Source organism: Spirochaeta dissipatitropha, from assembly GCF_054657935.1.
Map to the genome: position 1 here is coordinate 102,603 of NZ_BAAHXT010000007.1, position 26,862 is coordinate 129,464.

Annotated in this window: 28 protein-coding genes and 2 tRNA genes; 7 read left to right on the top strand and 23 right to left on the bottom strand. The window is 43.1% G+C overall.

Annotation, left to right across the window (positions count from 1 at the left end):
* Positions 1-4: 4 nt before the first annotated feature.
* Positions 5-1,534 carry a peptidylprolyl isomerase gene (locus tag ACYQ2L_RS10145; protein ID WP_460054927.1) on the bottom strand — a complete coding sequence of 510 codons (1,530 nt, stop codon included), beginning with the start codon at positions 1,532-1,534 and terminating at the stop codon, positions 5-7.
* Positions 1,535-1,729: 195 nt separating this feature from the next.
* Between ACYQ2L_RS10145 and ACYQ2L_RS10150 the strand changes: the two genes are divergently transcribed.
* From ACYQ2L_RS10150 to ACYQ2L_RS10165, 4 genes are all read left to right on the top strand, one after another.
* A tRNA-Asp gene (locus tag ACYQ2L_RS10150) sits at positions 1,730-1,803 on the top strand.
* 41 nt (positions 1,804-1,844) lie between these two features.
* Positions 1,845-1,917 (top strand) — tRNA-Pro (locus ACYQ2L_RS10155).
* A 79-nt stretch (positions 1,918-1,996) separates the two neighbouring features.
* Positions 1,997-2,872, top strand: coding sequence for a LysM peptidoglycan-binding domain-containing protein (locus ACYQ2L_RS10160; protein ID WP_460054930.1), 876 nt, complete (start codon positions 1,997-1,999; stop codon positions 2,870-2,872).
* A gap of 96 nt (positions 2,873-2,968) precedes the next feature.
* Positions 2,969-3,913, top strand: coding sequence for a sigma-70 family RNA polymerase sigma factor (locus ACYQ2L_RS10165; protein WP_460054932.1), 945 nt, complete (start codon positions 2,969-2,971; stop codon positions 3,911-3,913).
* A gap of 45 nt (positions 3,914-3,958) precedes the next feature.
* On the opposite strand, the gene ACYQ2L_RS10170 is transcribed toward ACYQ2L_RS10165, so the two are convergent.
* The 4 genes from ACYQ2L_RS10170 to ACYQ2L_RS10185 all read right to left on the bottom strand — a co-directional run bounded on the left by ACYQ2L_RS10170 (position 3,959) and on the right by ACYQ2L_RS10185 (position 7,723).
* A complete protein-coding gene (locus ACYQ2L_RS10170) occupies positions 3,959-5,968 on the bottom strand; it encodes an ATP-binding protein (protein ID WP_460054935.1) in 2,010 nt (669 codons plus the stop codon).
* Between the two features lie 6 nt (positions 5,969-5,974).
* Entirely contained in the window at positions 5,975-6,460 is a 486-nt protein-coding gene (locus ACYQ2L_RS10175) for a chemotaxis protein CheX (protein ID WP_460054939.1), read from the bottom strand.
* 33 nt (positions 6,461-6,493) lie between these two features.
* Entirely contained in the window at positions 6,494-6,874 is a 381-nt protein-coding gene (locus ACYQ2L_RS10180) for a response regulator (RefSeq protein ID WP_460054944.1), read from the bottom strand.
* A 93-nt stretch (positions 6,875-6,967) separates the two neighbouring features.
* Positions 6,968-7,723 carry a PilZ domain-containing protein gene (locus ACYQ2L_RS10185; protein WP_460054951.1) on the bottom strand — a complete coding sequence of 252 codons (756 nt, stop codon included), beginning with the start codon at positions 7,721-7,723 and terminating at the stop codon, positions 6,968-6,970.
* A 100-nt stretch (positions 7,724-7,823) separates the two neighbouring features.
* Between ACYQ2L_RS10185 and carB the strand changes: the two genes are divergently transcribed.
* Positions 7,824-11,051: a carbamoyl-phosphate synthase large subunit gene (gene carB, locus ACYQ2L_RS10190; RefSeq protein WP_460054956.1), complete on the top strand. Its 3,228-nt coding sequence runs from the start codon at positions 7,824-7,826 to the stop codon at positions 11,049-11,051.
* 45 nt (positions 11,052-11,096) lie between these two features.
* Here the strand turns inward: carB and ACYQ2L_RS10195 are convergent, their stop codons facing one another.
* From ACYQ2L_RS10195 to ACYQ2L_RS10205, 3 genes are read right to left on the bottom strand one after another with little or no spacing between them, the layout of a single operon-like run.
* Positions 11,097-11,849: an ABC transporter permease gene (locus tag ACYQ2L_RS10195; protein WP_460054963.1), complete on the bottom strand. Its 753-nt coding sequence runs from the start codon at positions 11,847-11,849 to the stop codon at positions 11,097-11,099.
* A complete protein-coding gene (locus tag ACYQ2L_RS10200; protein ID WP_460054968.1) occupies positions 11,846-12,574 on the bottom strand; it encodes an ABC transporter ATP-binding protein in 729 nt (242 codons plus the stop codon). The genes ACYQ2L_RS10195 and ACYQ2L_RS10200 overlap by 4 nt, the downstream gene beginning before the upstream one ends.
* Entirely contained in the window at positions 12,574-13,509 is a 936-nt protein-coding gene (locus ACYQ2L_RS10205; protein ID WP_460054970.1) for an ABC transporter substrate-binding protein, read from the bottom strand. The genes ACYQ2L_RS10200 and ACYQ2L_RS10205 overlap by 1 nt, the downstream gene beginning before the upstream one ends.
* Before the next feature lie 92 nt (positions 13,510-13,601).
* Here ACYQ2L_RS10205 and ACYQ2L_RS10210 point away from each other — a divergent pair, with 92 nt between their 5' ends.
* Entirely contained in the window at positions 13,602-14,180 is a 579-nt protein-coding gene (locus tag ACYQ2L_RS10210; RefSeq protein ID WP_460054974.1) for a Crp/Fnr family transcriptional regulator, read from the top strand.
* A gap of 8 nt (positions 14,181-14,188) precedes the next feature.
* Entirely contained in the window at positions 14,189-15,145 is a 957-nt protein-coding gene (locus ACYQ2L_RS10215) for an MBL fold metallo-hydrolase (protein WP_460054978.1), read from the top strand.
* On the opposite strand, the gene ACYQ2L_RS10220 is transcribed toward ACYQ2L_RS10215, so the two are convergent.
* From ACYQ2L_RS10220 to tpx, 15 genes are all read right to left on the bottom strand, one after another.
* Positions 15,055-15,591, bottom strand: coding sequence for a prepilin peptidase (locus tag ACYQ2L_RS10220; RefSeq protein ID WP_460054980.1), 537 nt, complete (start codon positions 15,589-15,591; stop codon positions 15,055-15,057). The two genes, ACYQ2L_RS10215 and ACYQ2L_RS10220, sit on opposite strands and share 91 nt — an antisense overlap.
* A complete protein-coding gene (locus tag ACYQ2L_RS10225; RefSeq protein WP_460054983.1) occupies positions 15,573-16,085 on the bottom strand; it encodes a hypothetical protein in 513 nt (170 codons plus the stop codon). The genes ACYQ2L_RS10220 and ACYQ2L_RS10225 overlap by 19 nt, the downstream gene beginning before the upstream one ends.
* Positions 16,075-16,596 carry a hypothetical protein gene (locus ACYQ2L_RS10230; RefSeq protein WP_460054985.1) on the bottom strand — a complete coding sequence of 174 codons (522 nt, stop codon included), beginning with the start codon at positions 16,594-16,596 and terminating at the stop codon, positions 16,075-16,077. The genes ACYQ2L_RS10225 and ACYQ2L_RS10230 overlap by 11 nt, the downstream gene beginning before the upstream one ends.
* Positions 16,593-17,483 (bottom strand): hypothetical protein, encoded by an 891-nt coding sequence (locus tag ACYQ2L_RS10235; protein ID WP_460054988.1) that lies wholly within the window; start codon positions 17,481-17,483, stop codon positions 16,593-16,595. Before ACYQ2L_RS10235 ends, ACYQ2L_RS10230 begins: the two co-directional genes overlap by 4 nt.
* Before the next feature lie 40 nt (positions 17,484-17,523).
* Positions 17,524-18,336, bottom strand: coding sequence for a hypothetical protein (locus ACYQ2L_RS10240; RefSeq protein ID WP_460054991.1), 813 nt, complete (start codon positions 18,334-18,336; stop codon positions 17,524-17,526).
* A complete protein-coding gene (locus ACYQ2L_RS10245; RefSeq protein WP_460054994.1) occupies positions 18,333-18,827 on the bottom strand; it encodes a hypothetical protein in 495 nt (164 codons plus the stop codon). Before ACYQ2L_RS10245 ends, ACYQ2L_RS10240 begins: the two co-directional genes overlap by 4 nt.
* Positions 18,817-19,068 (bottom strand): hypothetical protein, encoded by a 252-nt coding sequence (locus ACYQ2L_RS10250; RefSeq protein ID WP_460054997.1) that lies wholly within the window; start codon positions 19,066-19,068, stop codon positions 18,817-18,819. The genes ACYQ2L_RS10245 and ACYQ2L_RS10250 overlap by 11 nt, the downstream gene beginning before the upstream one ends.
* Positions 19,065-19,457, bottom strand: a complete 393-nt coding sequence (gene gspG, locus ACYQ2L_RS10255) for a type II secretion system major pseudopilin GspG (protein WP_460055001.1) — start codon at positions 19,455-19,457, stop codon at positions 19,065-19,067. The genes ACYQ2L_RS10250 and gspG overlap by 4 nt, the downstream gene beginning before the upstream one ends.
* Entirely contained in the window at positions 19,454-20,521 is a 1,068-nt protein-coding gene (locus tag ACYQ2L_RS10260) for a type II secretion system F family protein (protein ID WP_460055004.1), read from the bottom strand. The genes gspG and ACYQ2L_RS10260 overlap by 4 nt, the downstream gene beginning before the upstream one ends.
* Before the next feature lie 119 nt (positions 20,522-20,640).
* The gene (locus ACYQ2L_RS10265; RefSeq protein WP_460055007.1) at positions 20,641-22,137 is read right to left on the bottom strand and encodes a GspE/PulE family protein; all 1,497 of its coding nucleotides are present in this window, start codon (positions 22,135-22,137) and stop codon (positions 20,641-20,643) included.
* Entirely contained in the window at positions 22,124-24,325 is a 2,202-nt protein-coding gene (locus ACYQ2L_RS10270; RefSeq protein WP_460055010.1) for a type II secretion system protein GspD, read from the bottom strand. The genes ACYQ2L_RS10265 and ACYQ2L_RS10270 overlap by 14 nt, the downstream gene beginning before the upstream one ends.
* Entirely contained in the window at positions 24,318-24,944 is a 627-nt protein-coding gene (locus tag ACYQ2L_RS10275) for a carboxypeptidase-like regulatory domain-containing protein (protein ID WP_460055014.1), read from the bottom strand. Before ACYQ2L_RS10275 ends, ACYQ2L_RS10270 begins: the two co-directional genes overlap by 8 nt.
* Before the next feature lie 65 nt (positions 24,945-25,009).
* Positions 25,010-25,822 (bottom strand): pyrroline-5-carboxylate reductase, encoded by an 813-nt coding sequence (gene proC / locus ACYQ2L_RS10280; protein WP_460055018.1) that lies wholly within the window; start codon positions 25,820-25,822, stop codon positions 25,010-25,012.
* A gap of 15 nt (positions 25,823-25,837) precedes the next feature.
* Positions 25,838-26,323: a tRNA (cytidine(34)-2'-O)-methyltransferase gene (locus ACYQ2L_RS10285; protein ID WP_460055020.1), complete on the bottom strand. Its 486-nt coding sequence runs from the start codon at positions 26,321-26,323 to the stop codon at positions 25,838-25,840.
* 7 nt (positions 26,324-26,330) lie between these two features.
* Positions 26,331-26,828 (bottom strand): thiol peroxidase, encoded by a 498-nt coding sequence (tpx, locus tag ACYQ2L_RS10290; protein WP_460055023.1) that lies wholly within the window; start codon positions 26,826-26,828, stop codon positions 26,331-26,333.
* Positions 26,829-26,862 lie beyond the last annotated feature (34 nt).

Here is a 26,862-nt window from a genome sequence, read left to right on the forward strand (position 1 = left end):
CTGCCTACAGCTGAATTATTCGGCTGAAGAGAATATCCAGGAAGTTATCTGTTATATGTTCAGGATCCAGAAGGATAGTCTCGAGTTGTTCACCTTTCGCCTGCTGGGCAAAATTTGGATAGAATGATTCAAGCATTTCTGCGTTTTGCGCCTGTCTTTCTTCTACAGGCGATACTACGAGAATTCGATCCTGAAGTATTACCGGAGCAGAGCTTGCAAGTAGGGGTGTGCCAAAAACAGCTTCAAAAAAAGGCATGCTTGTATTGACGGTTCCCAAGGGCTGATTGGATGGCACAGAACTGAAGTAGGGCAAACTGCCGTAATTTTTTGCAAAAAAATCAGTTTCATGCAGGTTGTAGCCCAGTTCGGAGCTTGCGCTTGCAAGGTCTGAAGCCTGTGCTGCTGCGGCAAGTCTTTCTGCTTCTGCTTCGAAGAAATCCGCAATACGACCCCGTTCAAACTGCTGCAGGTAACTGCGTGCAGCAGAAATCGATGCAGGATCTGTTGGATCAGCTTCTGAAACTGACTCATGGATCTGGTAAATAATATAAGCAAAATTTGATTCCAGTGGATCAGTAATTGTATTCGCAGATGCTGAAAACAGCGCATTAAGCTGAGCTTCATCGGAAAAATCAGGGAGAATATCGTAGTAGAAAATCTCACCGGCATTGCCGCCCATTTCGGCGTACATGTCTACTGAATATTCGCGTGCCGCATCTTCAAAAAGAAGGTCTCCATCAATTATACTTTTTCTGATTTCATTTGCCCTCTGTAGTGAAAACTGTTCTTTTGGAAGGCTGATGCTTGATGCTGAAACACTGCGGAACAGCTCTGATCTCTCACTTATAAATGAGCTGAGCTCCGATTCCGGATAGTTCGAGTATGAAAGACTGACATATTGAATGCGACGCTCTGGTGATGCCATTCCTGCAAAAAACGCAGATTCCTGACTTGAAACATTATTGTAGCCCAGGACATCGTTCAGGTACTTCTGGTGAATCAGCTGTTCGCGGGTTAGATCTCTAAGTGCGCTCTGTTGCTGAGCTCCAAGGCGCTGATAAAGTCGGTCACTGAATCTCCCGTTTTCCTGAAAATCCGGGTTCATTGCTATAACTCGGTCGATCTGCTCATCGGTAACACTGATTCCGCTTTGCTGAGCTCTGTAGAGGATTGCCTCATGAATCAGTGTGCGGTCAAAAGCACCTCGCCATACTGTATAAACCTGCATCTGGGGATTCTGCTGCTGGAGCATCTCATCCTGTTGAGCCTGGCGCTCAAGCATCTGCAGTTGTGATGCAAAGTAGTTTCCGGGAGCGTATTCAATTGGACGGTTTCGGTAATAACCAAAAATAAGTCTTTGACCGGCAGCTCCGGAGCCGAAAGAGCCTACAAGCGGTCCGCCTACAAAGGTGACAATAATAAGTACCAGAATTACGATACTGAATATGTACAGACCTTTACGGTTATTGGTTTTTTTCTCGGTTGGTTCTTTTCCCGGGAATTTTGAAATGTTGGTGTCTTTGTTTGATCCCATACGTGTGTATTCCTTGCGATCCTGTTGATTGGATATTGATTGCTAAAATTACCATGCGTCCCCCCCTTTGTCAACGAATCAGACCGGAGGGGTGTTTTCTGTCTTTCTGGATTATGTGATGCAAAAGTTTTTCTAAAAATAGTCAATGAATGATTGACAGGAAAACTGCACTCTGATATATTCCGTAAGCGTTGAGGGGGCGTGGTGTAGTCGGTTAACACGCCGGCCTGTCAAGCCGGAGATCGCGGGTTCAAGTCCCGTCGCTCCCGTAAACCCCGCTGTAAGGCGGGGTTTTTCTTTTTCTCTCAATCGGGCTGTAGCGCAGGGGCTAGCGCGGGTCGTTCGGGACGATCAGGTCGGTGGTTCGAATCCACTCAGCCCGATTCCAATCTTCTGCCCATTGTAATTCTTCCCTTATGCTCAACCCTGTTTCTGTCGATTAATGCAACAGAAGGTGCGTTTATGACAAGAAAAATAATCATTATATCATGTCTGTTTTTTATGTTTTCCTTGCCAGTGGTCTATGCACAGCAGCCTGTGCATACAGTTGTACGAGGGGATACCCTTTTTGGAATTTCCAGAAAATACGATATGAGCGTACAGGAACTTCGTGCATTAAACAATATCGATGAGGAAGGGCGCATTTATATAGGTCAGGAGTTGAAACTTGCGCCTCCTGAAATGGAAGAGTTTGATCAGTACACCGTTGTACGCGGAGATACACTGTATGGTTTGTCCCGAAGGTTCGGAACGAGTGTCAGTGAAATCCGTAAAATTAACAGTCTTGATTCTGATATGCTCAGAGTCGGGCAGAAACTCATGTTTCCTTCAGATTCTGTGAGCACAAGCAATGCCTCCTCTGATTCTTCACAGAAACCTTCAGTGACGGACTCTGCAGATACTGATTCTCAACATAACTCCGGCAGAACAGATACAGCATTGAATGCTGAAGGCAAAAACGAAGGTGCCGATATCTCTTCCCGTAACGAACAGCGCTGGCCGCATAACGGAAATCGAGTACCCACTAACGGCAAATTCCCTGGTGTATATATTTCCGGTGAACAAGGTGATGATATTGTCAGTGTAAGCTCAGGCAGGGTTATATATTCAGGTCCTCATTCTGCTTTTGGTCATGTAGTATTTGTTCAATCACAGCATGGGTATATTTATGTATATGGTGGTAATGCTAGCACAAATGTGAAGGTAGGCGATTCTGTTAATCCAGGGACCGTAGTTGGAAGAATCGGTACTAATCCTCTGACAAGAGAGCAAACTGTCTTTTTCAGTATATGGAAGGATGATGAATTTCTTCATCCTGATACAGCTCCAAGGACTTAATTAACTTTTTTTCTTTAAAAAATTGACTTCGTTGAAAATGCGAGATAGTTTATAAGCGGAGAGGGTTTGCAATACTGTGGTGTATGGAGTTAAAACGTGGGGAAAGATGCCCGAGTAATCGCTGGCGACGGTGATTCGCTGTCCTTGTATCTGAAGCAAATAGCGCGGTACAAACTTCTGACTGTCGAACAGGAACTTGAAATCGGCAAGAAGATTGTAGATCTGAAGCAGGAGCTAAACGATCTTACCGCTGACTATCACAAGAGTGGCGGCTGTGTTCAGGAGTACATGAAACACAGCACACAACTGGAGAAAGACCTGCGCGAACATAAATCGCGCATGATTAATGCCAATCTCAGACTTGTAGTATCCATTGCAAAAAAATATCAGCATAGGGGACTGAGTCTGCTTGATCTTATTGACGAAGGTAATATCGGACTCATCGAGGCTGTAGAGCGCTTTGATTATACCAGAGGGTGCCGTTTTTCTACGTATGGAACCTGGTGGATCCGTCAGGCAATAATCAAGTCACTGGCTGATAAGGGCAGAATTATCCGAATCCCTATTCATATGCTTAATACTATCAAGAAATGTTTTTATGTTGCAAAGCACCTGACTCAAGAGTTGGGCAGAGATCCGGATAACCGGGAAATTTCTGAGTATATGGATCTCCCTGAGGAAAAAATCAAGGAAATAATGCGCTTGAGTCAGGATACTACTTCTCTGGATACTACAGTTGACGAAGAAAATAGTACTGCGCTTTCTGATCTTATTATGGATGAATTCAGTGAACCTCCATTCGAATCAGTCTTTTACCTATCTCTGCGGGATACCCTTCAGGATGTGCTTCTGGAGTTGACAGAAAGAGAGAAACGCATCATTACCCTGAGATACGGTCTGAATGGTCAAGGTCCATATACACTTGAAGAAACCGGTCGTTTTCTGGGAATTACCCGAGAGCGTGTCCGTCAGATCCAGGAGAAGGCGATTCAAAAACTTCGTAGTGCGGACTGCATCCGTGAATATCAGGAGTTCAGATAGCCAGGATTCGGATTCAGGATAAGAATCTCAGACTGCACAGGATATTTACGCACTTTGTATCGCCAGAACTTCTGTTTTCGGAAAGATCAGGCTTAGCTTCATACCGAGTGTTGGATTATTTGATATTTTTATCCGCCCGTTCAATTCCTTGATTCTTGTATGTACCAGCGACATTCCAATTCCTCTGCCCGCAGATAATGATTCCTCATTACTCGTTGAAAGTCCTGGGTGAAATAACAATCTTATCAGGTCGGAATCCGACATTTCCGCAATATTTGTTGATTGTAAGGAGGGAAGGGAGGCTGCTCTGTCTCTTACTTTCTCTATATCAATGCCTTTGCCGTCATCCTGGTATGTAATACTGATTGAATCACCTACATCATTTACCAATACATGTATCTGGAAATCCGGGCTCTTCTTATATAGAGCCCGCTCAGTTTCGCTATCAAGTCCATGTGCAAATGAATTTCTTACGCATTGAACCAGTATATCGCGGGTCTGACGTCTGGCATAATCCGGGAGGATATCCAGGTTCCTGAAAGCAATTTGAGCTGTCCTGCCTGTCTCGAGGCTCTCCCGGTCCACTATTCTGCGGATGGCTCGTTCAAGCATACCTGTTTTATTGAGCCCTGCCAGATTAGAAGCATGCTGGAAGCTCATCAATTTCTGGATAATACCGCGTGTTTCCTCAAAAGCCTGCTGGATAAATCCAATAGAGGCCGTGAGCGGAAGTATATCTTTCCATGTAACAGATTTAATCTCAATACTGTCCTGAATCTCTTTTTCAAGATTATGAAGCGTTATTGCCATTTCCTCCAGACCCAGTAACAATGCGTTGCCTTTGATTCCATGAATTACCTGAAACATCTGCAGCAAGGTTTCGGGAATACCTAAATCCTGATCCTTCAGCATAGTGTTTATACTTTCCAGTTCAAGCTCTGAATCTTCTATGAATTCTGCCATTAACTCAGGCTCAACATGGAGTACCTGAAAAAGTGTTTCCATGTTTCTCTGGTGTTTGTGCTGTTCTGCTTCCATCTGGGCGCTTAATTCGACCTGTTCACTTACATCCCGCACGACGCTTAGAATGTGTTTGTTTTTGCCCTCGATATTGATTGTAGAGAAACTGAATTCCAGAGTTTTTTCCTTGACTGCATCTCCCGAGAGGGGAATGGCAAATCGTATCTGTTCAAGGGGGTTTATGTCACGAATAAGCTCAGGGTTCATCGTTTCATCCAGCAGCATTGGAAGATAATCTTTTAATGCCTCCTCATTTTTTTGACTCAGATACGGACCGATTAAATCTGTAAGTTTTTTACCGGTAATCTCATCAGTTTCAAATAAGGTTGTTAGATGTTTGCTGTATGAAGGTTCGACGATAAAATCACTGTTCAGGAGAAAAATGCCTTCCTGTACATTGGCCAAAACTGCGTCAGTCTGAACCTTTTCCTGATTCAACTCGTGTGCAGTTCTGTTCAGATTACTATTCACTTCTGACAGGTTTGATAAAGTCTTATTACGTACGATTTCATATATCAAGCTGAAAAGATAAATGAAAATATAAGTCCCGATAATTCTCAAGCCATAAGCAATTGAGTACTGATGTGCGCCTATCCCTGGAATAAATAAGCCGGAGAGAATAACTGCAAGCATCAGGGCGGAAAGAAATGTTCCCATTTTTACCTGGTGCAGGAAGAGTGCAATAAGAGGGAAACTGAACAACCATAGCACTCCGGAACCATCCAGACCGCCTGAGAAATACAGGTACGTGAACAGTACAAAGTTCACCAATGATGCAATATAATCACCTGTCTGGAAATTTTTGGTCAGGCGTATATAGACAAAGCCGATTACAAGCAGTGCTGCAGTAGCTGCTGTCGGTATAGCCAGAAATAGATTCTGCTGATAAAAGCTCAGTCCAGAAAAAAGCAGCAGGGTTATAAAACCTACTATCATGACTGTATTCAGAAAAATAACACGGCTCTTCATGGAAATTTCGTAGGTATCGTATGTGCCGCTCGTAAGTATATTATAGCCAACTTTCTTAATCTGCATTTAGTATCACCTGCCTGTCTCTGTGTTGCTGATTATATTTTCCAGGCCCACAGCAAGTACGAATTCTCCATGTGAAGTCCTGCAAGGAACTGCAATAATCGGGATACTTGATGGCCAGCTTATGTTATGAACTGAACCGCAGATGATCGAAGGCAATGATATAGTGAGTATGTATTGTTCCAGGCCTTTTTTGGCGTTTCCGGCAATAATATTGACTACCTCACCGATTGCATCAACAGCATCATCAGTGATTTCAGTGGATTGAGTACCCGTTAATGTATTGGTGAGGTTAATGGCGAGCTTTCCGGTCAGCATAATTGCAACGACACCACGAGAATCACCTCCGATTCCTATCAATGCTGATAAGTCCCAGTTCTGGTGTTCATCCCTGTGAAAGAGATAGGGCTTGCCTGGCAAAGGTGTTTCCTGAAAGAAGTCCTCGAAAACCCGGATGGTTGCATCTACGAAGGGCTCGATATATTTAATGCTCATTGAAAACTCCTGTTTTGTTATGGAATGGGCAGATCATGGAATATCCGGAAACAGACGCTTTATTTTCTGCATCAGATTCTTTTCTGAGACAGGTTTTATAAGATAGTCTGACACTCCGGTTTTTACGGCTTCAATTACATTATATTTTGCTGCTTCGCTGGTGATCATGATAATCGGCAATTTATTGTAGCGAGGATCATTCCTGAGCTGCTGCACGAGTTCAATTCCATTCAGCCTTGGCATATTCCAGTCAAGGAGCAATAGATCAATCTGGTTTTCATCCATCACGTTTTGGGCTTCGATACCATCACTTGCTTCAAGGAATGTTGAGGTTTTCAATATTCTATGATTAGCGACAGTGTTTTTTACAATATTCCGCATGATGCGTGAGTCATCAACCACAAGTATATTCATAGCTACACTAAGTCTATGAATTCCTTACGGGAATGCAAGAGGATCCTGGCAATATGAGACTGAATTATTACAAAGGACTACTTGCTGACATTCCTACTTACTTACAAGGTTATCTGTTTCGGATTGAATAATCCTCTTGATAAACTGATGTACTTTGCCACGGTTGATTCCATAAAGCGCGGGTTCAAAAAGAAAGATGTAGACTACCTCACCTGAGTCTATCGTTCGTGAGCCGTAACACCTACAGCTTATCTGGAGGCGTGTTCCCCATAGATTCAGCTGTACATCGTCACATTCAGTTTCCTTTTCAATGGCAGTATCGAGAATGGCTGCAAAACCTGCACTGGAGATGTCCAGAATCTGACCTTTTATTTCGTCAAGATTCAATCGTATATTCAAGCTGCCTTTTCCTGATGGACAATTTGCCCTGACGTATTTCCGTCTTCCACGAGCCTCGTTCACAGCCAGTGTTTTCAACAGGATCGCTGCACTTTCTTTTATTCCGAGTTTGAGAGTAATTACTCCGCACTGGATACCGATATCGGCGATGTATTTCCTGCTTAACTCAGGATCCGGATTATAGGCAAGTACACCAATTCTGGTATTCCTGGTAGTCTCGTTTTCCATAATGTTTGTGATGATTTTTTCCCAGCTGGTGTCCTGAAGCCTGTGTTCGACGTTAATGAAAAGGATTGAATTGGGAAATCTCGCAAGCAGTGCATGGATTCTACTGTGGTCATTTACAATAGCCACTTCAAACTCGCCCTGGACAAGAATGTCGAGAAGATGTTCCTGAAATACTGAATGCGGGTAAAGAAAGAAAACCCGACGTGATTCACAATTTTCCATCTGCTTATCTTATTGGCAGATCCTGAATTTTACCAGTCACTTTTCTTTATATTTAAAAATAGTGCTTTACAACATTCTTTATGATACTCATAATGGCCCCATGCCAGCACGTACAGATATTCATAAGGTATTAATTATTGGGTCTGGACCGATTGTAATCGGACAGGCAGGTGAGTTTGATTATTCCGGATCGCAGGCTTGTAAAGCCCTGCGAAGCCTGGGGTACCATATTGTTCTGGTCAATTCGAACCCGGCGACGATCATGACAGATCCAGCATATGCGGATGCTACCTATATTGAACCCCTGAATACGGCCAGTCTGCGAAGAATCATCGAAAAAGAACGGCCTGATGCAATTCTTCCGAACCTCGGAGGACAAACCGGTCTCAATCTGACGACTGCCTTGTCAGAAGAAGGGGTCCTTGATGAGTTCAATGTCGAGGTATTAGGTGTTCAGCTTGATGCAATCAAGCGTGGGGAAGACCGTATTGAGTTCAAGAAGACAATGGAACAGCTAGGGATCGGCATGCCGAGAAGTGCAGCCGCAGATAGTTTTGAGGAAGCAGAATCTATAGCAGAGAAGTTTGGATTTCCGCTTGTTATCCGTCCAGCCTACACTATGGGCGGAACCGGTGGCGGTCATGTCTATAATATTGATGAATTCAGGGAAATTGCTCATAGAGGATTGCAGGCAAGTCGAGTTCATCAGATCCTGATTGAGGAATCTGTAATTGGCTGGCAGGAACTTGAAGTTGAAGTTGTAAGAGATACTAAAGGTCAGAAGGTCGCTGTTTGCTATATCGAAAATGTGGATCCAATGGGGGTTCACACCGGAGATTCATTTTGTGTGGCTCCAATGCTTACAATCCCGCAAGACGTGCAGGATCAATTGAAGGATTATGCCTTCAGAATTGTTGATGCAATCGGGGTAATTGGCGGTACTAACGTCCAGTTTGGACGGGATCCTGAATCCGGCCGGATAGTCATAATTGAAATCAATCCTCGTACATCGAGATCTTCTGCACTGGCCAGTAAGGCTACCGGATTTCCTATTGCCTTGATTTCTTCTCTGCTTGCGTGTGGATTGACCATGGATGAAATTCCTTATTGGCGTGATGGCAGCCTTGAGAAGTACACCCCCTCCGGGGATTATGTTGTTGTGAAATTTGCCCGGTGGGCATTCGAAAAGTTCAAGAAAGTTGAAGATAAACTGGGAACTCAAATGCGGGCGGTAGGTGAGGTCATGAGTATCGGCCGCAACTACAAGGAAGCATTTCACAAAGCGGTTCGCAGTCTCGAAAACAGCAGGTCCGGATTGGGATTTGCCAAAAATTTCAATCAACTGGATCTTGAAAGTCTATATGGACTCCTGGCAGAACCAAGCAGTGAGCGTCAATTCATTTTATATGAAGCCTTTCGCAAAGGTGCAGGTGTTGAGGACCTATTCGAAAGAACACACATAACAAAATGGTTTCTCCAGCAGATGCAGGAGCTTGTTCAGCTTGAAGAACGAATCCTGTCAGAAACAGCTGAGGGAATTGTACCCTCGGCTCTTCTGAAACAAGCTAAACTTGATGGTTTTTCGGATAGATATCTCTCTGAAATTCTGGATATTCCCGAGAAAGAAATTCGCAGACAGCGTTGTGAGGCAGGCATTACAGCCGCTTGGGACGTTATTCCTGTCAGTGGTGTTGTGAATGCCAGATATTTTTATTCGAGTTACAATGGTGTTTCCGGGAATGGCATATATCCGGAAGCAGATAGATCGGATGTAAGCAGTAAAAAAGTCATCGTTCTTGGTGGCGGTCCTTATCGCATTGGGCAGGGTATAGAGTTCGATTATTGCTGTGTCCATGCAGCATTCACCCTGAGAAAAGCAGGCTACGAGACTATAATGGTCAATTGTAATCCTGAAACCGTGAGTACCGACTTTGATACATCCGACACTTTATATTTCGAACCGCTGACTGTTGAGGATGTACTTGCTATCTATGAACATGAAAAGCCTTATGGTGTACTGATTCAGTTCGGCGGACAAACTCCCCTCAACATCGCTCGGGAACTTGAAGAGGCAGGTGTTCGGATTTTAGGTACCAGTCCTGAAACAATTGATCTGGCTGAAGACCGCGAGCGTTTTGAGAGTATTATGACTGAACTTGGCATACCCATGGCTGCATCGGGATTTGCTTCCTCACTTGATGAGGCAGTCCAGATTGCTGGAAAGATTGGATATCCAGTGGTTGTACGGCCGTCCTATGTGCTTGGAGGTCGCGGAATGGAGATAGTTTTTGATGAGGAAGGTTTGAATCAGTACGTAACTCAGGCAGCGGTCGTTACGCCAAACAAGCCAGTACTTATCGATAGATTTCTTGAGAATGCAATAGAAGCCGAGGCTGATGCACTTGCCGATGGACATACTGCATTCGTACCTGAGGTTATGCAGCATATTGAGTTTGCCGGGATTCATTCCGGGGACTCAGCATGTGTGATTCCTGCACCAGGGATATCTCCTGAACACATAAGCACCATCAAGGAGTACACCAGAAGAATTGCTCTGAGATTTGGAGTTGTTGGTCTGCTGAATATCCAGTATGCAATTGCAGATGAGAAGGTATATATACTTGAAGCCAATCCAAGAGCATCAAGAACTGTGCCTCTTGTCTCAAAAGTTTGTGGTTTTTCGATGGCGGAAGCTGCAACCTATTTAGCCCTTGGTACGACCCTCGAAAGCCTTGCATATACAGAAAGAAAGGTTCCTTATTTTGGTGTCAAGGAATCGGTATTTCCTTTCAACATGTTCCCTGAGGTTGACCCCCTTCTTGGGCCTGAAATGCGCTCTACAGGAGAGGTCCTTGCCCTTGCGTCATCTTTTCCTCTTGCTTTTTTCAAGGCTCAGGAAGCTGTCGGTCAAGCCCTGCCGACTACAGGCACTGTACTGATCACTGTTGCGAAACGGGATAAATTGCGGATTGTATCTGCTGCTTTAAAATTTGCAGCTCTCGGATTTCGCATCCTTGCTACTTCAGGTACTGCTGCATTTCTTCAAGAACATGGAATTAATTGCAGCATAGTACACAAGATACATGAAGGTAGACCGAATATTGTTGATTCCATTCGTAACGGTGAGGTTCAGCTTCTCATTAACACCCCTCATGGCTCCAGGAGTGAGCATGATGACTCGTTGATCAGGAAAGCGGCGATTCGCAGTAATATTCCATATATTACGACTACCCAGGCAGCACTTGCTGCAGCAGAGGGAATCGAGATGTATCTGGATAGCGGAACTGAAATAGTTTCAGTGCAGGAATGGCATTCAAGGCTTTCATAATCCGTCAGCAAAGAAGGACATTGCATACACTCATGCAATGTCCTCTCATGTGTGCTTGATCCAGGGGATGGTCAGTTTTTCCAGGATATCCAGACATGAGTACAGAATAATTCCGGTAAGTCCCAATATCAGAATGCCGCTGTACATTCTTACATAGTGAGCCATTATCCAGCTGTTCATTATGAAATAGCCAAGTCCGTAGCTGGTAGCAAGGTTCTCTGCAAAGAAGAGTGCTGAAAGTGCTATTCCGAGTGAAACCCGGATAGAGGAGAGGACTCTGGGAAGAATGCCTGGACAGATAATTCTGGATATTATCTGTCCAGCTGAGAGATCAAGCATCCGTGCCAACTCGAGGTATCGTCCTGATAACTGAATTACCGCATCCCGAACTGACAGGATTATGGGAAATACAACGATTAATGCAATGAGCGTTATTTTTGGAAGTTCACCGATACCCAGGAAGATCATTAAAACCGGTAAAAGTGATATTTTAGGTATGGGATACAGAAAGTAAAGCATGGGGGAAACAATCGAATCTGCCTGCTTCAAGCGGCCAAGTATGATGCCAATCGGAATTCCTGCAGCGAGGGCGAGTGATGTTCCCGAGAACATTCGAAACAGGCTGCTTGCGATATGACGGTATATCTCTTGATGGGACAACTGGATCAGTATTTCTGAGGCTATGCGGTGTGGAAAGGGAAGTGCGGGAGATTTAGTGTAGGCCGCTGCCAGGTACCACATAACTGTCAGGGAAATAAAGCCCAGTAGATACTGGAGCCCGCGTCTACCGTTGCTCATAATGGAGACCTTGTGTTGCACTGCATAGCTTGCTTCAGTTTGGAGCGGATATATTTCACACCTTCATAGAACTCATCAGTATCTCTTGCATGAGTCTGAAGATGACATGAATTCCGAACCTCATGAAATATGCCAGCCTGTTTCATTACTATAATTCTGCTGCCTAGAAATACTGCCTCGGCAATGCTGTGAGTGACCAGGATTAATGTTGAGTTATAACGCTGAAGGTATTCTAACAGTTCCTGCTGAAGGTTTTCCCTACTTTGTTCATCCAGTGCTGCAAAAGGTTCATCAAGCAGCATCAACCCTGGTTTTCGGATCAGCATTCTCGCCAGTGCAGCGCGCTGGCGTTGTCCTCCGCTCAATTGGGTGGGATATTTTCCAAGCTGATTCTGAAGCCCGAGCATGCTGTAGAGTTCTTCATGACTGCTGTCAGACCGGGTTTTCTTTTCGGGTAAGCCGAGCTCGATATTTTCTCTGACGGATAGCCAGGGAAGCAGGCGGTCATCCTGAAACATGATCCCACAGTCGGAATTTGCATAACAGCGTTTGATGCTACCCTGGTGCAAGGACCTTAACCCCGCTATTGCATACAGCAGGCTGGTCTTTCCGCAACCGCTGGGACCGATAATTCCAATTTTGTCTCCGAATTCTACGGAGAGGCTAAGATTCTTAATTGCTGTCTCATGACCGTATTTCAGTGAAATATTCTCAAGGTTCAGCATCAGTTCACTACAAATGATCTATCAATCAAATCCTCAGGATTTATCTCGAGGTCTGATTTGATTATTCTACTGGTCCAGTCGATTATTTCCTGTATAAAATGATCGGCTTGAAGATGGGCAGGTCGGTATACAGGTAATGTTACCAGCTCTGCAGCAGGCCGGGGAAGATTGGGAATATGTCTAAGCAAAACCTCACGAGTCAGATCAGTATCCGAATTGAGCTCGTTTGATGCCTGCGTATATGCCTGGACAAGTAGGTGGATAGCAGCCCTTTTCTCTTTGATTGCTTTGTCAGTGAAAGCAATAATGTCCAGGGTTTCTGCGGGGATATCACTGTGAACTATTTTTGTCAGCCCTGTCATTTCACCAATGCTTGCGACCGGTTCCGGAAAAATTCCGGCATCTATCTGCTTGTTTCTGACAGCTTCCAGACGGGCTGGTATCTCTGTAATATATATATTCTCATAGTTCGCAATTTCAAATAACTGGCGCATGTATTGTTCGGCTACATAATTCACGACACTGATTTCCATGAGTCCTATTTTAGGTGGAAACTGGTAATCATCTGATTCCGTCGATGAAAACCTGTCAGCAACAGCCGTCAGCATTGGGAATATACCTTCAGTCGCCAGGACTCCGGTTAATGGAAAATCCCCTGCAGCATGGGTAACCAGTGCAACCAAATCAGTCATTGCCCCGTCAATCTGGTTTGTCTGTAATGCAGTTTGTCTGTTCTGAGCGTTGGTAAATAAAACCAGTTCGACTTCCAGTCCAAGGGACTCAAATATGCCACTGTCCTGGGCATGATAAAAAGGAGCTATATCCACAGCAGGCATCATGCCTAACTTTAAACTTGTTGATTCTCTTGTACATGAGAGTGTTGAAAGTAATAAAAACACGAAAGTGAGAAGCAGTAAATATCTGAGTGATTTCATATAAGGATTATATAAAAAAAAAGATTGTGAGTACATAAGTAAATTCTCAGAAAGGATTGGTATTCATTCTAATACAATGCTATTATTATCGCATGGCGCATTCTGATAATGTCTTTGATACAATTTATACTCGTTTACGGAACGTTGATATGTTCCAGTACTTCACCGACTCAGAGCTGAGGTCTTTTGTCGAAATTTGTGAACTTCGGGAATTTGAGACCGGGCAAAGGATCCTTGAACAGGGAAGTATGGATCATGAACTCTATATCATTATTCGTGGAGCAGTTGATATACTGAAGCGTGTCAGTGACGGCTCTGAAATTACTGTGAGCGTTCTGGAAACTAATGATGTATTCGGGGAAGCCAGTATCTTTCTGGATGTTGCAAGGACCGCAAGTGCCATAGCTAAAAATCCGGTGGCACTGGTATATACTACACGTGAAAGTCTATTCACTTTCTGTAATACACTGCCTCATGCTGGACTTAAAATTTTCAGTCACATTATATACAGCCTTCTTAATAAATTGGCAGCTGCTGGCACTGATTTAGCCAGAGACCGAGAGACTATGGTTACAGAGCAGGACATGGAACTTCTAAGAAACATGTTTCCAAGTCTGGATGAGGTAATTGGTGAAAGTCCTCATCCATTTGATTTTGAAGAGAATAATTAAATCCTGCTATGAATCATCAAGTCATAACGATTGATTGTGCATATATAGCCAAGGAAATAGCTGCCTCTTATCTTGTGATCCGTGGTGACCGGGCGATGTTTATCGAAAATAATACAGAGTTTGCTGTTCCGGTGATGCTTGATACACTCCGTCAATATGGTCTTTCTCCAGACGCTGTTGATCTGGTGATCATTACACATGTTCATCTTGATCATGCCGGCGGCAGCGGAGCACTCATGAAGGCTTGCCCGAATGCCAAATTCCTGTGTCACCCCCGTGCACTCAGGCATGTTCTTGATCCGGCAAGATTGATTTCCGGTGCAAGACAGGTATACGGGGATGCCCGTTTCAATGAACTATATGGTAATGTCAGCCCGGTAGACCGGACCAGGGCAGTCAGTGTTGAACACAATCAGGAAATTGATTGGGAGGGGTGCCTTCTTCGATTTCTGCATACACCAGGGCATGCATCACACCATATGGTTATAGTTGATCCTGTTTCAGACAGTGTTTTTACCGGCGATGCATATGGCGTTGCTTATCCTGAGCTTCAGACACATGGCTTGTTTCTGCTTCCTACAAGCCCACCGACCGATTTTAATGCTGAACTATCCCGTCAGAGTGCAGAACTTATACATCAGCTCGGCTGTGCCAATATATACCCTACTCATTTTGGAAGACTTCCCAAATCAAGTGATATGGGTCTGGAACAGTTATGGAGAGGATTTACCCTTTTACAAGGGCTTCAGTGCGAAGCAGAAAGTAGAATCCTGGAAGGTGAGTCGAATGAGGATATTCAGGAATTCTGTCTTACAGCTGTAGAGCGTTATACCCTCGGTAGGATTGCTGATCAAGGTATCAGTCTTGGCAGTTCTCAGAAAAAGCTTCTGAAGCTCGACATTGAGCTGAATGCTATGGGGATTGCGTTCAGAGCATCAAGATCAATCAAATCAACTGGAAAATAAATAATAGAACCAAGCAGGCACGCTGTTAAATAGAAAGGGGCCCAGGGAATACGAGCATTTTGTTGTTTTTTCCCGGTCGCAAGCATAAGCAGCGCGTATATTGCTGCTGAGAAAAGGGCTGGGACAAAAGAAATAAGCGCAGTATAGGCCCCGAAGCCTGCTGCGCTGAAGGCTGCCAGGTGAACATCCCCTTTACCGAAACCCCTTCCGGTCAAAATTCTGAGCACTGAAAATGATATATAACACAAGATTATTTCTACTGCGATAACTGCAATCGAAGTCCCGTATACAATAGCCCGGAAAAGAGGCAGCAATGCAATCCCCACTAAACTGTAAATATAGGGAATGATTTTCCAGCGTATGTCGCTGTAGATGATAAGTGCACAAAGAAGAATCTGCACAGTAGTGTAGAGGTGTCTTATGAGCATCACTGAATAAAATACCATGTATCGTTTTCAACCAGATATAATGACTCGTTCTCTGTAATCAGTACGAGCGCATTTCCGCTTTTTAATACATCGAGAATCAAAAATCCTGCTGTGAACATATCCCGTAGAATTATATATTCTGTATCATTATCCATTTTCATTGAGCCGACGGGAGAAAATCTGTCCTTGACGATGGTTCGATGATCCTCCTGAAGTGTGCTGATACTGTGCTCAGTGCTGTTATGTGAGGGCAAGGATATCTTGTCTGTATCCTGAGATGAGAAGAATATAGGTATCATTCTATTGATATCCGATGTTTCAACTACAGAGTGCAGTCGGATTTCTGATTTATTCAGAATATTTTCCAGATAGCGGAGTTGTGCGGTAGATTGAATTTCGGACGGTTCGAAATTCAATGCATTCAGTATAATACCGAATCCAAAGGATGCTGAAATACCTAACAGCAGCAGGAGAGCTATTGAACAAGAAATTTTATTGATTCTATTGGTCATATCTGATCCTGATAGCAATATCCAGGGATCGATTGTTATCGGTCCCGTTTTTTAAATGTACATCTGAGAGCATGTTGGGGAATAACATCTCCTCGATATTCATATACATAGCTAATATGTTCTCCGCCGATCCGGATGCCTCCAGAAAGATCTGGTTTTGATGACTGTTTGTAGTCTCAATTCTTTGACTCTTCACTGTGAGATCATACTTACGGAGATAATCAGTTACTTCTGAAAGAAAACTGAAAATACCCTTGCCACCATGAGGTATTGAATGATCAGCAGTTGAAAACTGCAATCTTGTCTTTTTGATTGAATGTTTATTTCTCAGGTAAGAAATATGAGGTTCAAGCATGTTATATCTTTCGATACACCATACGAGGGATTCTGATATATTGATCTGATTTTTTTTGTGACGAATAAGGTCGGCAGTTTCAATCGAGTGAGTCAGGAATAGCATCATGCAGAAGGTAGCCGTAAGATATAGAAGTGGAGTTATTAATCTGTTCATTTATGGGCCTCATAGGGGACTGATGCGGATATCCGGTATTTCCCTTCGATGGTATAAGACTCCTTTCCATTATTCAGCAAGCGTAAATTCCGGAGACGAATTTCATGAAGTGCTGGACTGGATTCCAGCATTTGAGCATGACTGCTGCCTGCTGTGCTGCCGGTGACCATGATGCTGAATCCATTGGCATCAGCCCGAAACTCGGAAATATGTGAATTTTCCTGTATGAATGTAGAAAGATGAGCCAGTAAAAAGGCAAATCCGGTGCGGGGAATATCGTTTTCCAGGTGTATAATTTCATTGATTGACGATTCAATTCGTTCATTTATAGATTCAATCTGCTCCTGTAATATCGGTTCGGATTTAAGATTCAGGTCTATAGTGGCTCTGATCCAGAATCCTATGCTCATGCAGCTTAGGCTGAATAGCAAAGCTGCGATTCCTGTCAGGATACATTTCAGATTTTCATGTTCCAGTTTTCTTTTCAGTGTATGGACACGTGCTCTGCAAAAAACCAGATTATTTCTGTTTAATTCAACATTCGTAAACACGGCACAGTCAGGGTCTATTCGCTGCTGTTCAGGTATTTGTTCCACAGATGAAATGAAAGCTTTACTGTCAAAGCTGATATGAATTGACTCAGATCCACAAGCAACAATGACCGAAGCTCCCTGCTTCTGTCCGGCTTTAAGATCATTTGCTGTTTTTATAGCCAGGAGTCCTGAGAGTATGCTGCCGAAAGCGGGAACATCATCTGGTCTATGATACACAACTACTGCAATTCTTACGTTACTGTCGTCATGTGATATTTTTCGATATTCAAATAGTATATTGTTTTTCCCGTCAGGAAAGTGATCATGCAGAGAATATTTAACTGCTTGCCTCATGTGTCGTTTTGCTGCGCACGGAATAGTTAGCATAAGTATTTCATAGCTGTTCATTGGATGAATCTTCAAGAAATCTGAATCCAGCAATTCTGATTGAGTTTTTTTGCTCGACTGTTTCCAGTATAAACTGAAGATTTTGTTTTCCTTTTTTGACATAAAGCCTCCAGAAATTGCTGTGTTCTGAAAATAGTTCCAGCAGTTCATGCTGTTTATTAATTTTTAGTATGGAATGCAGTTCAGAAAGATCTATTGCTATGTTTCCCTGTAGTTCTCTAATCTTACGTGCGAGTTCGAATTTTTTACCTCTGGTTTCTTCGTGAGCGCTGAATATCAGCAAAAGGATCTTTTCATTTACCGTATTGATATTAAAAAGCGGATATGAATCCTCTGCTCCCTGTGGTGGATATGAGTAGGGGCTGAATATGTATTTAAATGCTTCCTGTGTGAACCATCCAGCATAATCAGTTTCAATATCCAGACCAGGGGTTATTTGTTTGCGATACTCAACGAAGCCCTCCACTGTCATTCCTTCTTCAAGTAACAAAGTGCAGTACTTATACAGAAAATTCTCTGAAACCCAATGGGGATTGATATGAGATGATAAATCACTAAATTGAATTGAAATATCGTCAGTTATATATTTTTGTAATCCTTCAGGATTCTGTCCGAGTAATTCATATATATCGTACTTCATGAAAATTTCAGATGTGGTAGATATAAGTTCGCTAACCACGGAATTCCCGGAGGATTTATATCTGAGATATGAATACCTCTGACTTAAAGATTCTATTGAAATAAATGATCCCAGCATAATCATGAATAGTGCGGCAGATAACATTCCTCCAGTTCTCATTGCAGACTTCTCCCTCCGAATGGAAAGATTACTGTAGTTACTGTTTCATCCATTGCGAATTTTAATGAAAGGCTTCCAGAGAACAAACTGTTTGTTTCAATTATGAAATTAGATGGAAGCTCATAGCGATGGAGTCCATGGTCAGTCATAATCTCCATTTCCATACTATTCCATTTGAGTTCAAGATATTTTTGAGGTCTGCCATTGTACCATGGAATAGATAATTGTCTGGAATCCGAATCAATTTGGATGACTCTGATTTCTGGCTGATCTTCCCAGAATGGTATCAGAATATCGCTCATGCTTTTTTCTAATATCATGATTATGTGCTGGGCCTTGCTCATATTGGAAATTCGGTTTTCCGTGTTTCTTAAGGTAACAGCAAGGAAAATGAACATTTGCAGTGCTGCAGTTATGAGTATAATCCCAAGTGCAGTTGAAGCTACGGTCTCGATCAGTGCTGATCCGTCCGCACCTTTCTTAATTTCCATAATACAACTCCGGATAAATCAATTGCAGAGCCTCGTACCGATATTCCAGTTCGACTATCATGTTCTGTTTCATTCGGCTGCTGAATACATGCATTCCGTAAATTCCGGACCAGATTATTATTGCACTTAATACCAGAATCACCGAGCTTGTAACAATATCCAGCAGTACAAACCCCGGTGCTGCTCTGCGTATTCCTTCAATGTTTTTAACACCTGTTATTTTCAGAAGTAGTTGAATCATGGCTGAAGTCCAGGGCTGATAACCGTGAATGCCTCTCCATTTATTCCTGGGCTCAGGTATTGGTATTCATTGCCCCAGGGATCCTTATCTATGGGGCGATCAATATATGGCCCGAACCAATTACCAGGCACCGGATGAAGATAGGGCTTTTCCCATAGGGCAGATAGACCTTGCTCTGTGCTGGGGAAATGGCCATTGTCCAGATAATACGACTGTAGTGCCGCGGAGTAAATTTCGATTTGAGCAGTAGCTGATGCGAATCTGGCCTTATCCAGAAAACGGAAAGCACTGAATCCTACTGATCCAGACAGGAGTATGATAATAGAAATGGTAATAATTGTTTCAATGAATGTGAAACCATCCGCCCCTTGCTGATATAGCTTTTTCATAACAGCTCCCCGTAGACCCCAAAAATGGGTAGAATAATGGAATATATAAATGCTGCCAGTATAAGACCGGTAATTGATATGAATAATGGCTCGATCAAACCCCAAAAAATCTTTCTGTTTTTTTCGACCTTATCCTGGAAGTATGCGTGAATTTGATTTATTGCTATTTCCGGATGACCGGATTTTTGGCCTACATACAGCAGGTTATGAATGAAGTCTGGAAATATACCGGAAGAAAAAGCTGATGCTACTGACCTGCCTCTCATAATAGCTTCGTATATTTTCTGGATTTCCTGTCGTAGGTGAATTCTACTGCAGCCTGAAATAGAGTTAAATACAGCAGTCTCTATTCCTATGCCTGCTTCGAGCTGGATTTTCATAATATGGGACCAGTTATATAGTTCTGAAACCATAGTCATGCTGCCTGCAACCGGTAGTCTATCGATTATGCTCCCAGCATAGCAGCGAATCCTTTCTGGAAAATATTTACATAATCGAGTAAGCAAAACCAAGATACTTACGGAAATAAAACCATAACTCAGTAGTTCAGTCATAGTATTTATTCTGGTTCCAATTAATACCTCTGTTTCAGTCATGCCGGTGAATCTGGATAGCTGTGCTAATTGTGGTTGGAGAATGTGCAGGATTATACTGAAACTGACTATGCCGATTATCAATACCATAGAAGGGTACACAAGTGATGCAGATATAGTATCCTTCAGTTTTTTCTGATTCTGGAGGTACTTGTTGAGCTCGATTATTACGGGTAGTAGATTATTACTTTTTTCTCCGGTACGTAGCAGCTGGATAAAGAAATCGGGTACAGCAATCTGCAGCATACTCAAGGCGTCTGAAAAAGTAGTCCCAGCTTGTATGTTGCTGATAATTTGCTTGATCGCATGTCTGTCATTTCTGTGTGCTGACCGCAGGGCTACGAGTAGCGACATCTGAAGCTCTAGTCCGCTTTTTAGCAGGCTGCTTAGTGTCCCGGTTAAATGAATCATCGCATTTCTATTTAACTTGTTCTTTTGAAATACAGCAGGAAGATGCTGTATTTCTGCCATATGTAGAATGGTGCAGCCTGTGCTACTCAGTTCAAGTCTTGCTGAGACCTCAGAATGTGCGAAGACCCTTCCTCGAGACTTCAGCCCTCCAGGTTCAATAAATGTACAACGGTATTCTTTCATATCTGAATACCTAAAACACGAGATAATTCTTCGAGACTGGTAAGTCCATCATTAAGGCACTGAATTCCGCAACTGATCAGGCTGCTTCTGTTAATTTCAGCATACGATTGACTGCTGTAATCCGAGCGTAATTCAAGCAGGGCGGTCCGCCCGGTATAGCCGGTGTTCTCGCAATCAGTACAGATACCAGGACTATACACAGTGTTCTTCACTCTCTGCTGTGGAGAAAGCAGATTGATGTTTTTCTGTTCAGTCAGGCTTACTTCATACTCCTGTCTGCAATGAGGACAGAGCTTCCGTACTAGCCTCTGTGACAGCACGGTGTTTATAACCTGCCGAGATAATTCCTTATTTATTCCAAGTTCCTCTAGTCTGGATAGCACCTGCTCTATATCACCGGTATGAAGACTCGTAAGTACAAGATGACCAGTCAAGGCTGCATTTATAGCTAAGCCAGCTGTTTCGCTGTCTCTCATTTCTCCGATCATTATCACATCTGGATCCTGTCTTAGAACATGCCTGAGTATGACCGGAAAGCTTAATCCAATCTTATGATGAATCTGAATTTGTTGAACTCCTGGTATGCGGTATTCAACTGGATCCTCGATGGTAATAATTTTGCGCTCACCGGTGGAAAGCTCACGTAAGAGTGCATGCAGGCTTGTTGTCTTTCCACTCCCGGTTGGACCTGCTGCAATGATTAAGCCATTTGGCCTGTGAATGCTTCTACGTAATTCAGATATATCTGAATTACTGAAACCGAGTTCTGTCAGTTCTGGCGGGTTATTGTTGAAGTGAAATAGACGAATCGTAATTGACTCTCCTTCAATCGTCGGGATTACAGATAATCGTGCATCGATTACTCCTTCGATATTAGTAAGGCTCATGCGACCATCTTGTGGCAGTCTTCTTTCAATAATATCAATATGGGCCATTACTTTTATTCTGGCGCTCACCGCAGAGGCAAAACAATCTGGTATGGTTCGTTCATGCGCCATGATTCCGTCCATTCTGAATCTGACTATCATTCCGCAGCGTCCTGATTCTATGTGGATGTCTGATGCATTTCTCCGAACTGCTTCAAGGAAAATATTATTAATCAGATTTATTACAGGGGCATCATCATCAATCACATTCAACTGAGATGTTCCCCGGTCCTTCATGATTCGATCTTTACTGTGTGGTCCGAATATTGATATGGAAGCTGCATCACGACTGTCGTCCCGGTCAGCACTGATCTGTTGTGCGGTATAACTCAGGAGTGACTGTAATTCTTTCGAATTGATTTTCAGGAATCGAATAGTTCTTTTATCTGCTTCATGCAGTCTGTGGTAGCGAATAAGCCGCTGCTTCAGCTGTGTGTTTTCGCTGTCACACATACCTATAATTATTTCCTCTTCACTGGAACGAAGCTTGATTGCTCTTTGCCCCTGGATAAAACCTCGATGGTACTGTCTTTCCGGCAGTGGTATATATTGTTCAATTGCTGCCATATTCTATTCCTGAAGCCATTGGCAGCAGTTCAAACAGTTTTCGCTGCATATCCTGATCAAATGACTGATCCTGTTTCAGATTCTCAATGTAGGGGACAATGTAGATAGCCATCTCGGTTTCTTCCAGGGAATCCAGGTTTTTTCTGAATAGCCGTCCAATGATGGGTATCCTGCTAATAACCGGAATTCGGGTTTCATGAGAGATTATATCGCGTTGGATCAGTCCGCTGATTATTATGGGTTGTCCAATAGGCGTTTGCACCCTGCTTCTGACGATTCTTTCTGATGTAGGAGGTGGATCGCCGTGTCTGGTATCAGTTCCTCTTTTGCTTACTGTTGCCTGTATGTCGATTGTGATCATGCCATTCCCTGAATGTCTTCCATTCAAGTCAATTAGCAGCCCGGAAGTGATTTCTCTGGTTACACCGCTATAACTAATGGTTTTATCATCACCAGGTTCACGATCGATGTATCTAAAGGTATCTGTATTCCTGAAATGAATTGATTCACCGCTGACTCCATGCAAGGTTGTATCAGCAAATATTTCAGCTGAATTGTCCTGGAGTGATGCGCTTAATTTGGCTGCAAAACTGATCCCGAAATGGGTAATAACATCGAAATTCAAATTCAGCAGGCTTCCGAGGACCGCAACGACTTGTGGTAAACCAGCCTTGAGATTAAGGAGATCATATCCAATATTTGATTCTCCTTCACTCCGCTGTGATTGTCCATGCTGATACTGAATTATAAGCATCTGGTATTTTATCTGTGTTTTTGGCACATCAACCTGCTCCAGATATGTCAGAAAGGATTCGAGCTCATGCTCAGGGGCATTTACAGTTATTATTGTTTCATGTGCCGTCATGTTGATTTCTGTATGCCTGAATCTTGTGGGGAGATTAGATAGTATGTCTTCTGCATGAATATACTGAAGCTCTATATAGGCCGGTTCAGATCCTCTATCGATGAGATCTACATAGTCTTTTACGCGTCTGAACCCTGAATCATCAGCCGAGAAGAGAATTATGTTGTCAAGGAAACTCAGCTTTCTGGGGCGATAGACAAGTAGATCCTCAGGGAAGTTTGCTATGACTGCCTCAACAGGTACGTGTTCAAGCTGAATCTTCCTGAGTGGAAATGTATCTTCAGTTGTATCAAGCTTTTTGATTATATCTATCACTGATATTACCGAAGCAGGTAAACCGCTGATCACAAGTCGATTCTGCTCGGAATCATTCCTGATCTGTACATTTGCTGACAGACTGTGAGGAATCAAGGTGATCAAGTGCTGAGAGCTGAGGTGTTCAGGTTGATAAATTACATGATCTACAAATATATTCTGGTGTTCGCGGGTATGGGTATCGAATATATATATGGTCTGATCTCTTTCTATGTAGAGGTAACCGGCTTCACGTGATAATATTTCGAGTGCATCTGCAAAGCTGCGATTCTGAATGTTTATATCGATCACTGTTTCATCACGTCGGGTCATGAAGCTGTATTCATATCCCGCCAGCTCGAACAGCTGAAGTAATGATTTTTTAGCACTTGCTTGTTGTATCTGTATGGAGAATTTCCCGTTTTCGTATGTAATGCCTGGATTGGAATCGGGGATAACATGGACTGAAGTAATCAGATAGTGTGATTTAAGCTTATGAACTGCAGTCTCAGGAAGCTGTTGACTGATTATCTCGATCAATACCGCAAGTGGTAGATCAACGGCATGAATGTTAACTGCAATATCCGGATTACCGGTATATGTTATTGGTATTTCTGAAGTCCTGCTCAGCGATTCGAATACGAGTTTTACTGCTACATCACGAGCTGACAGATTGATGTTTCCCGACTCGGAAATGCTGCAGTGTATTGCACTAATAAAAACAATACCTTCATGAACTCTGTAGTATAACTCATTACTCAGAAGAAATGCCTTAAGGGCAGACGTGAATGGAGCTTCGGTGAAGCTGTAGCTTGCATATCCGTATACACTTTCATCGCTAAGTATGGAGATACCACCGACCTGACTGAACATATACAGAATGTCTCTGAGAGGCTGATTCTGAAAAGACATACTCTGAATTCGAATGTCTGAATCCATAACCTGATCCATGGAATGTACAGGGTTAATTGAGATAAACTTGAGGCATAGCCATAGAACCAGAACTGCTGTTAGTCTATTACTATTCATATTGGCTTGCCTTCTGCCTCTGATGCTGTTGATCTATGTATTTACGCAACTCTTTTTCTTGAGTTCCCTCATGGAGATCTGTCATTAGTTTTTCTGCTGAAACTATATCATTGCGGAGAAGTCTGCTTATTATATCAACATATATCGGGAGCCACTCTTCTGGTGCAGAGGATTTTACAAGCGGTAGTATTTCATCCGCTGCCTCAAAATTCCCCTGTTTAAGGTGTGAATAAACAAGAGAAATCATATTTTGCCACGATTTCATATTGATATACAGAATTCGCGAGCGGTCGTGCAGAAGATCGGTCTTTTCAATATCCAGATAGCCTGTTTTCGAGACGAAGACATTGAATATACCTGGTCTTACATCCGGAAGCAGAAACCTTCCAAGTGTATCACTATAAACTGTACGGATTTTTCCTTGTTGATCAATTCTGATTTCGGCATTACCTACTGCCTGACCGTTTCCACAATACACCATCCCATGGAGTGTTGAAGCTGATGTGGAGCTGATTTTCCCTCTCTGGTCATATGTACTGGCACATGAGAATAAAATGAAAATCAACAATAAAAATAACAGGGATCTGGTAAGTGATCTGGTAATATGGTTTTTTTTCACTGAGCCTCCACCAGTTAATACAGCAAGGTATTTTTCTGAGCATTAACTGGTGGAAGTTTTCTGTATTAAATCCTGTTTTTTTCCATGTGCCGGCTCTTGTCTGCTGCACTGCGCACGGCCTGCATTACAGAGTTCGTGAAGCCTGATTTCTCCAGGGCTGCAATTCCACTTATTGTAGTGCCGCCTGGTGAGCAAACTTTTGTAATGTACTCGGCTGGCTGTGTACCACTCTGTCTGATTGACTCTGCGGCACCTTGTACTGTCTGAAGCACAATGTCGAGACTCCGGGGGTAAGCGATACCTGATTCAGTGCCAGCCAGGGCCATAGCATGAATAAACTGGAATGCAAAGGCAATTCCACTTCCGGATATACCTATGATACTTGCAATGAGATCTTCCGGAATTTCAATTGCCATACCAGCTGACTCTGCTAATGAACATGCAAATGCTACGTCCTGTGCATCGGTTACCGGGTCTGCAGATACAGATGTGACAGACATTCCGTAAGCTGCTGCGAGGTTCGGCATGCATCTAATCACCTTTATACTTCTAAGCTTGTCCTGCAGTGTGCTGATTGTGATGCCGGCCATTAGAGATATCAGAAGACTATCTCCAATATAGGCTGCAATCCGGGTTGCAGCTTCGGGAAAATGCTGGGGTTTAACCGACAGGAAGATGGCACTTGGCTTGTATTCAGCAATTTTGTCTGGTTTCTCTACAGGAATTATTTCTGCCTGCAGACTGTCCTTTGCACGTTGGCATGCTTCATTACTGGGATCCATTACCAGTATCTGATATTCGGGATATTTTTTCTTGATTCCCGAGGCGAATGCCGATCCCATGTTGCCATAGCCGATAAAGAGTATAGAATGCTGCATAATTTCTTCCTTTTCTTATAATCCAAGTTTTCCCTTGATTTTGAGTCCCTGAAAATCAATACGTCTCATTATATCATACGCCATGATCGCAACAGCATTGGAAAGATTCAATGATCTGGCTTCAGTTTTCATTGGAATTCGTACTGAACGATGTATATATTTCTCCAGGAGTTCTTCAGGCAGACCGGCCGTTTCCTTGCCGAAGACCAGATAACAAGGATCACTAAGGGAAACATCTGAATAGATAGTAGATGCCTTGGTGCTTGCAAATATGCAGTGCTCAGGGTCTACCGAGGCCATGAATTCCGCAAGAGAATCATGATACTGAAGACTAAGCATGTCCCAGTAATCCAGCCCAGCACGTTTGACATGTTTGTCTGTTATGGTAAAGGCCATTGGCTTAACCAGGTGCAGGCAGGCACCTATGGCAGTGCATGTACGGGCGATATTTCCGGTATTTTGAGGGATCTCCGGTTCCACCAGGACTATATTCAGCGACATGGCTTAATTATAACGCAGCCAGGGCCTTTTGATAATCAGGTTCGCGGGTTATTTCTGGTACCTGTTCGGTATAGGTAATAATATTATTTTCATCAATAATAACTACAGCCCTGGAAAAAATACCCTTGAGTGGACCGTCTGTCATTTCAACTCCATATACCTTTCCGAAATCCTTGTTCCTCATCTGGCTCAGAGTGATTCCCTGTGATAATGATGCTTCAGTGCAGAACCGTTTTTGTGCAAACGGAAGATCACAGCTTACCGTAATGAGTTTGACTTCCGGGAAGTTAGTAATTTCCTGCTCAAAGCGTTTTGCAGATGTCGCACATACTCCTGTATCAAGAGAGGGGACGATATTCAACACCTTTCTTCCTTTTCCTAAATCTGCCAGACTGTAATCTTTCAGGTTATTATCAGTAAGAAGAAAATCCGGAGCTTTACTTCCAGGCTGAGGAAGATTTCCACTGGTATGTACTGGTGTCGATTTAAAAGTTATTTCGGCCATGAGAACTCCTTTTTTAGCTCTTGCTGTTATCAAG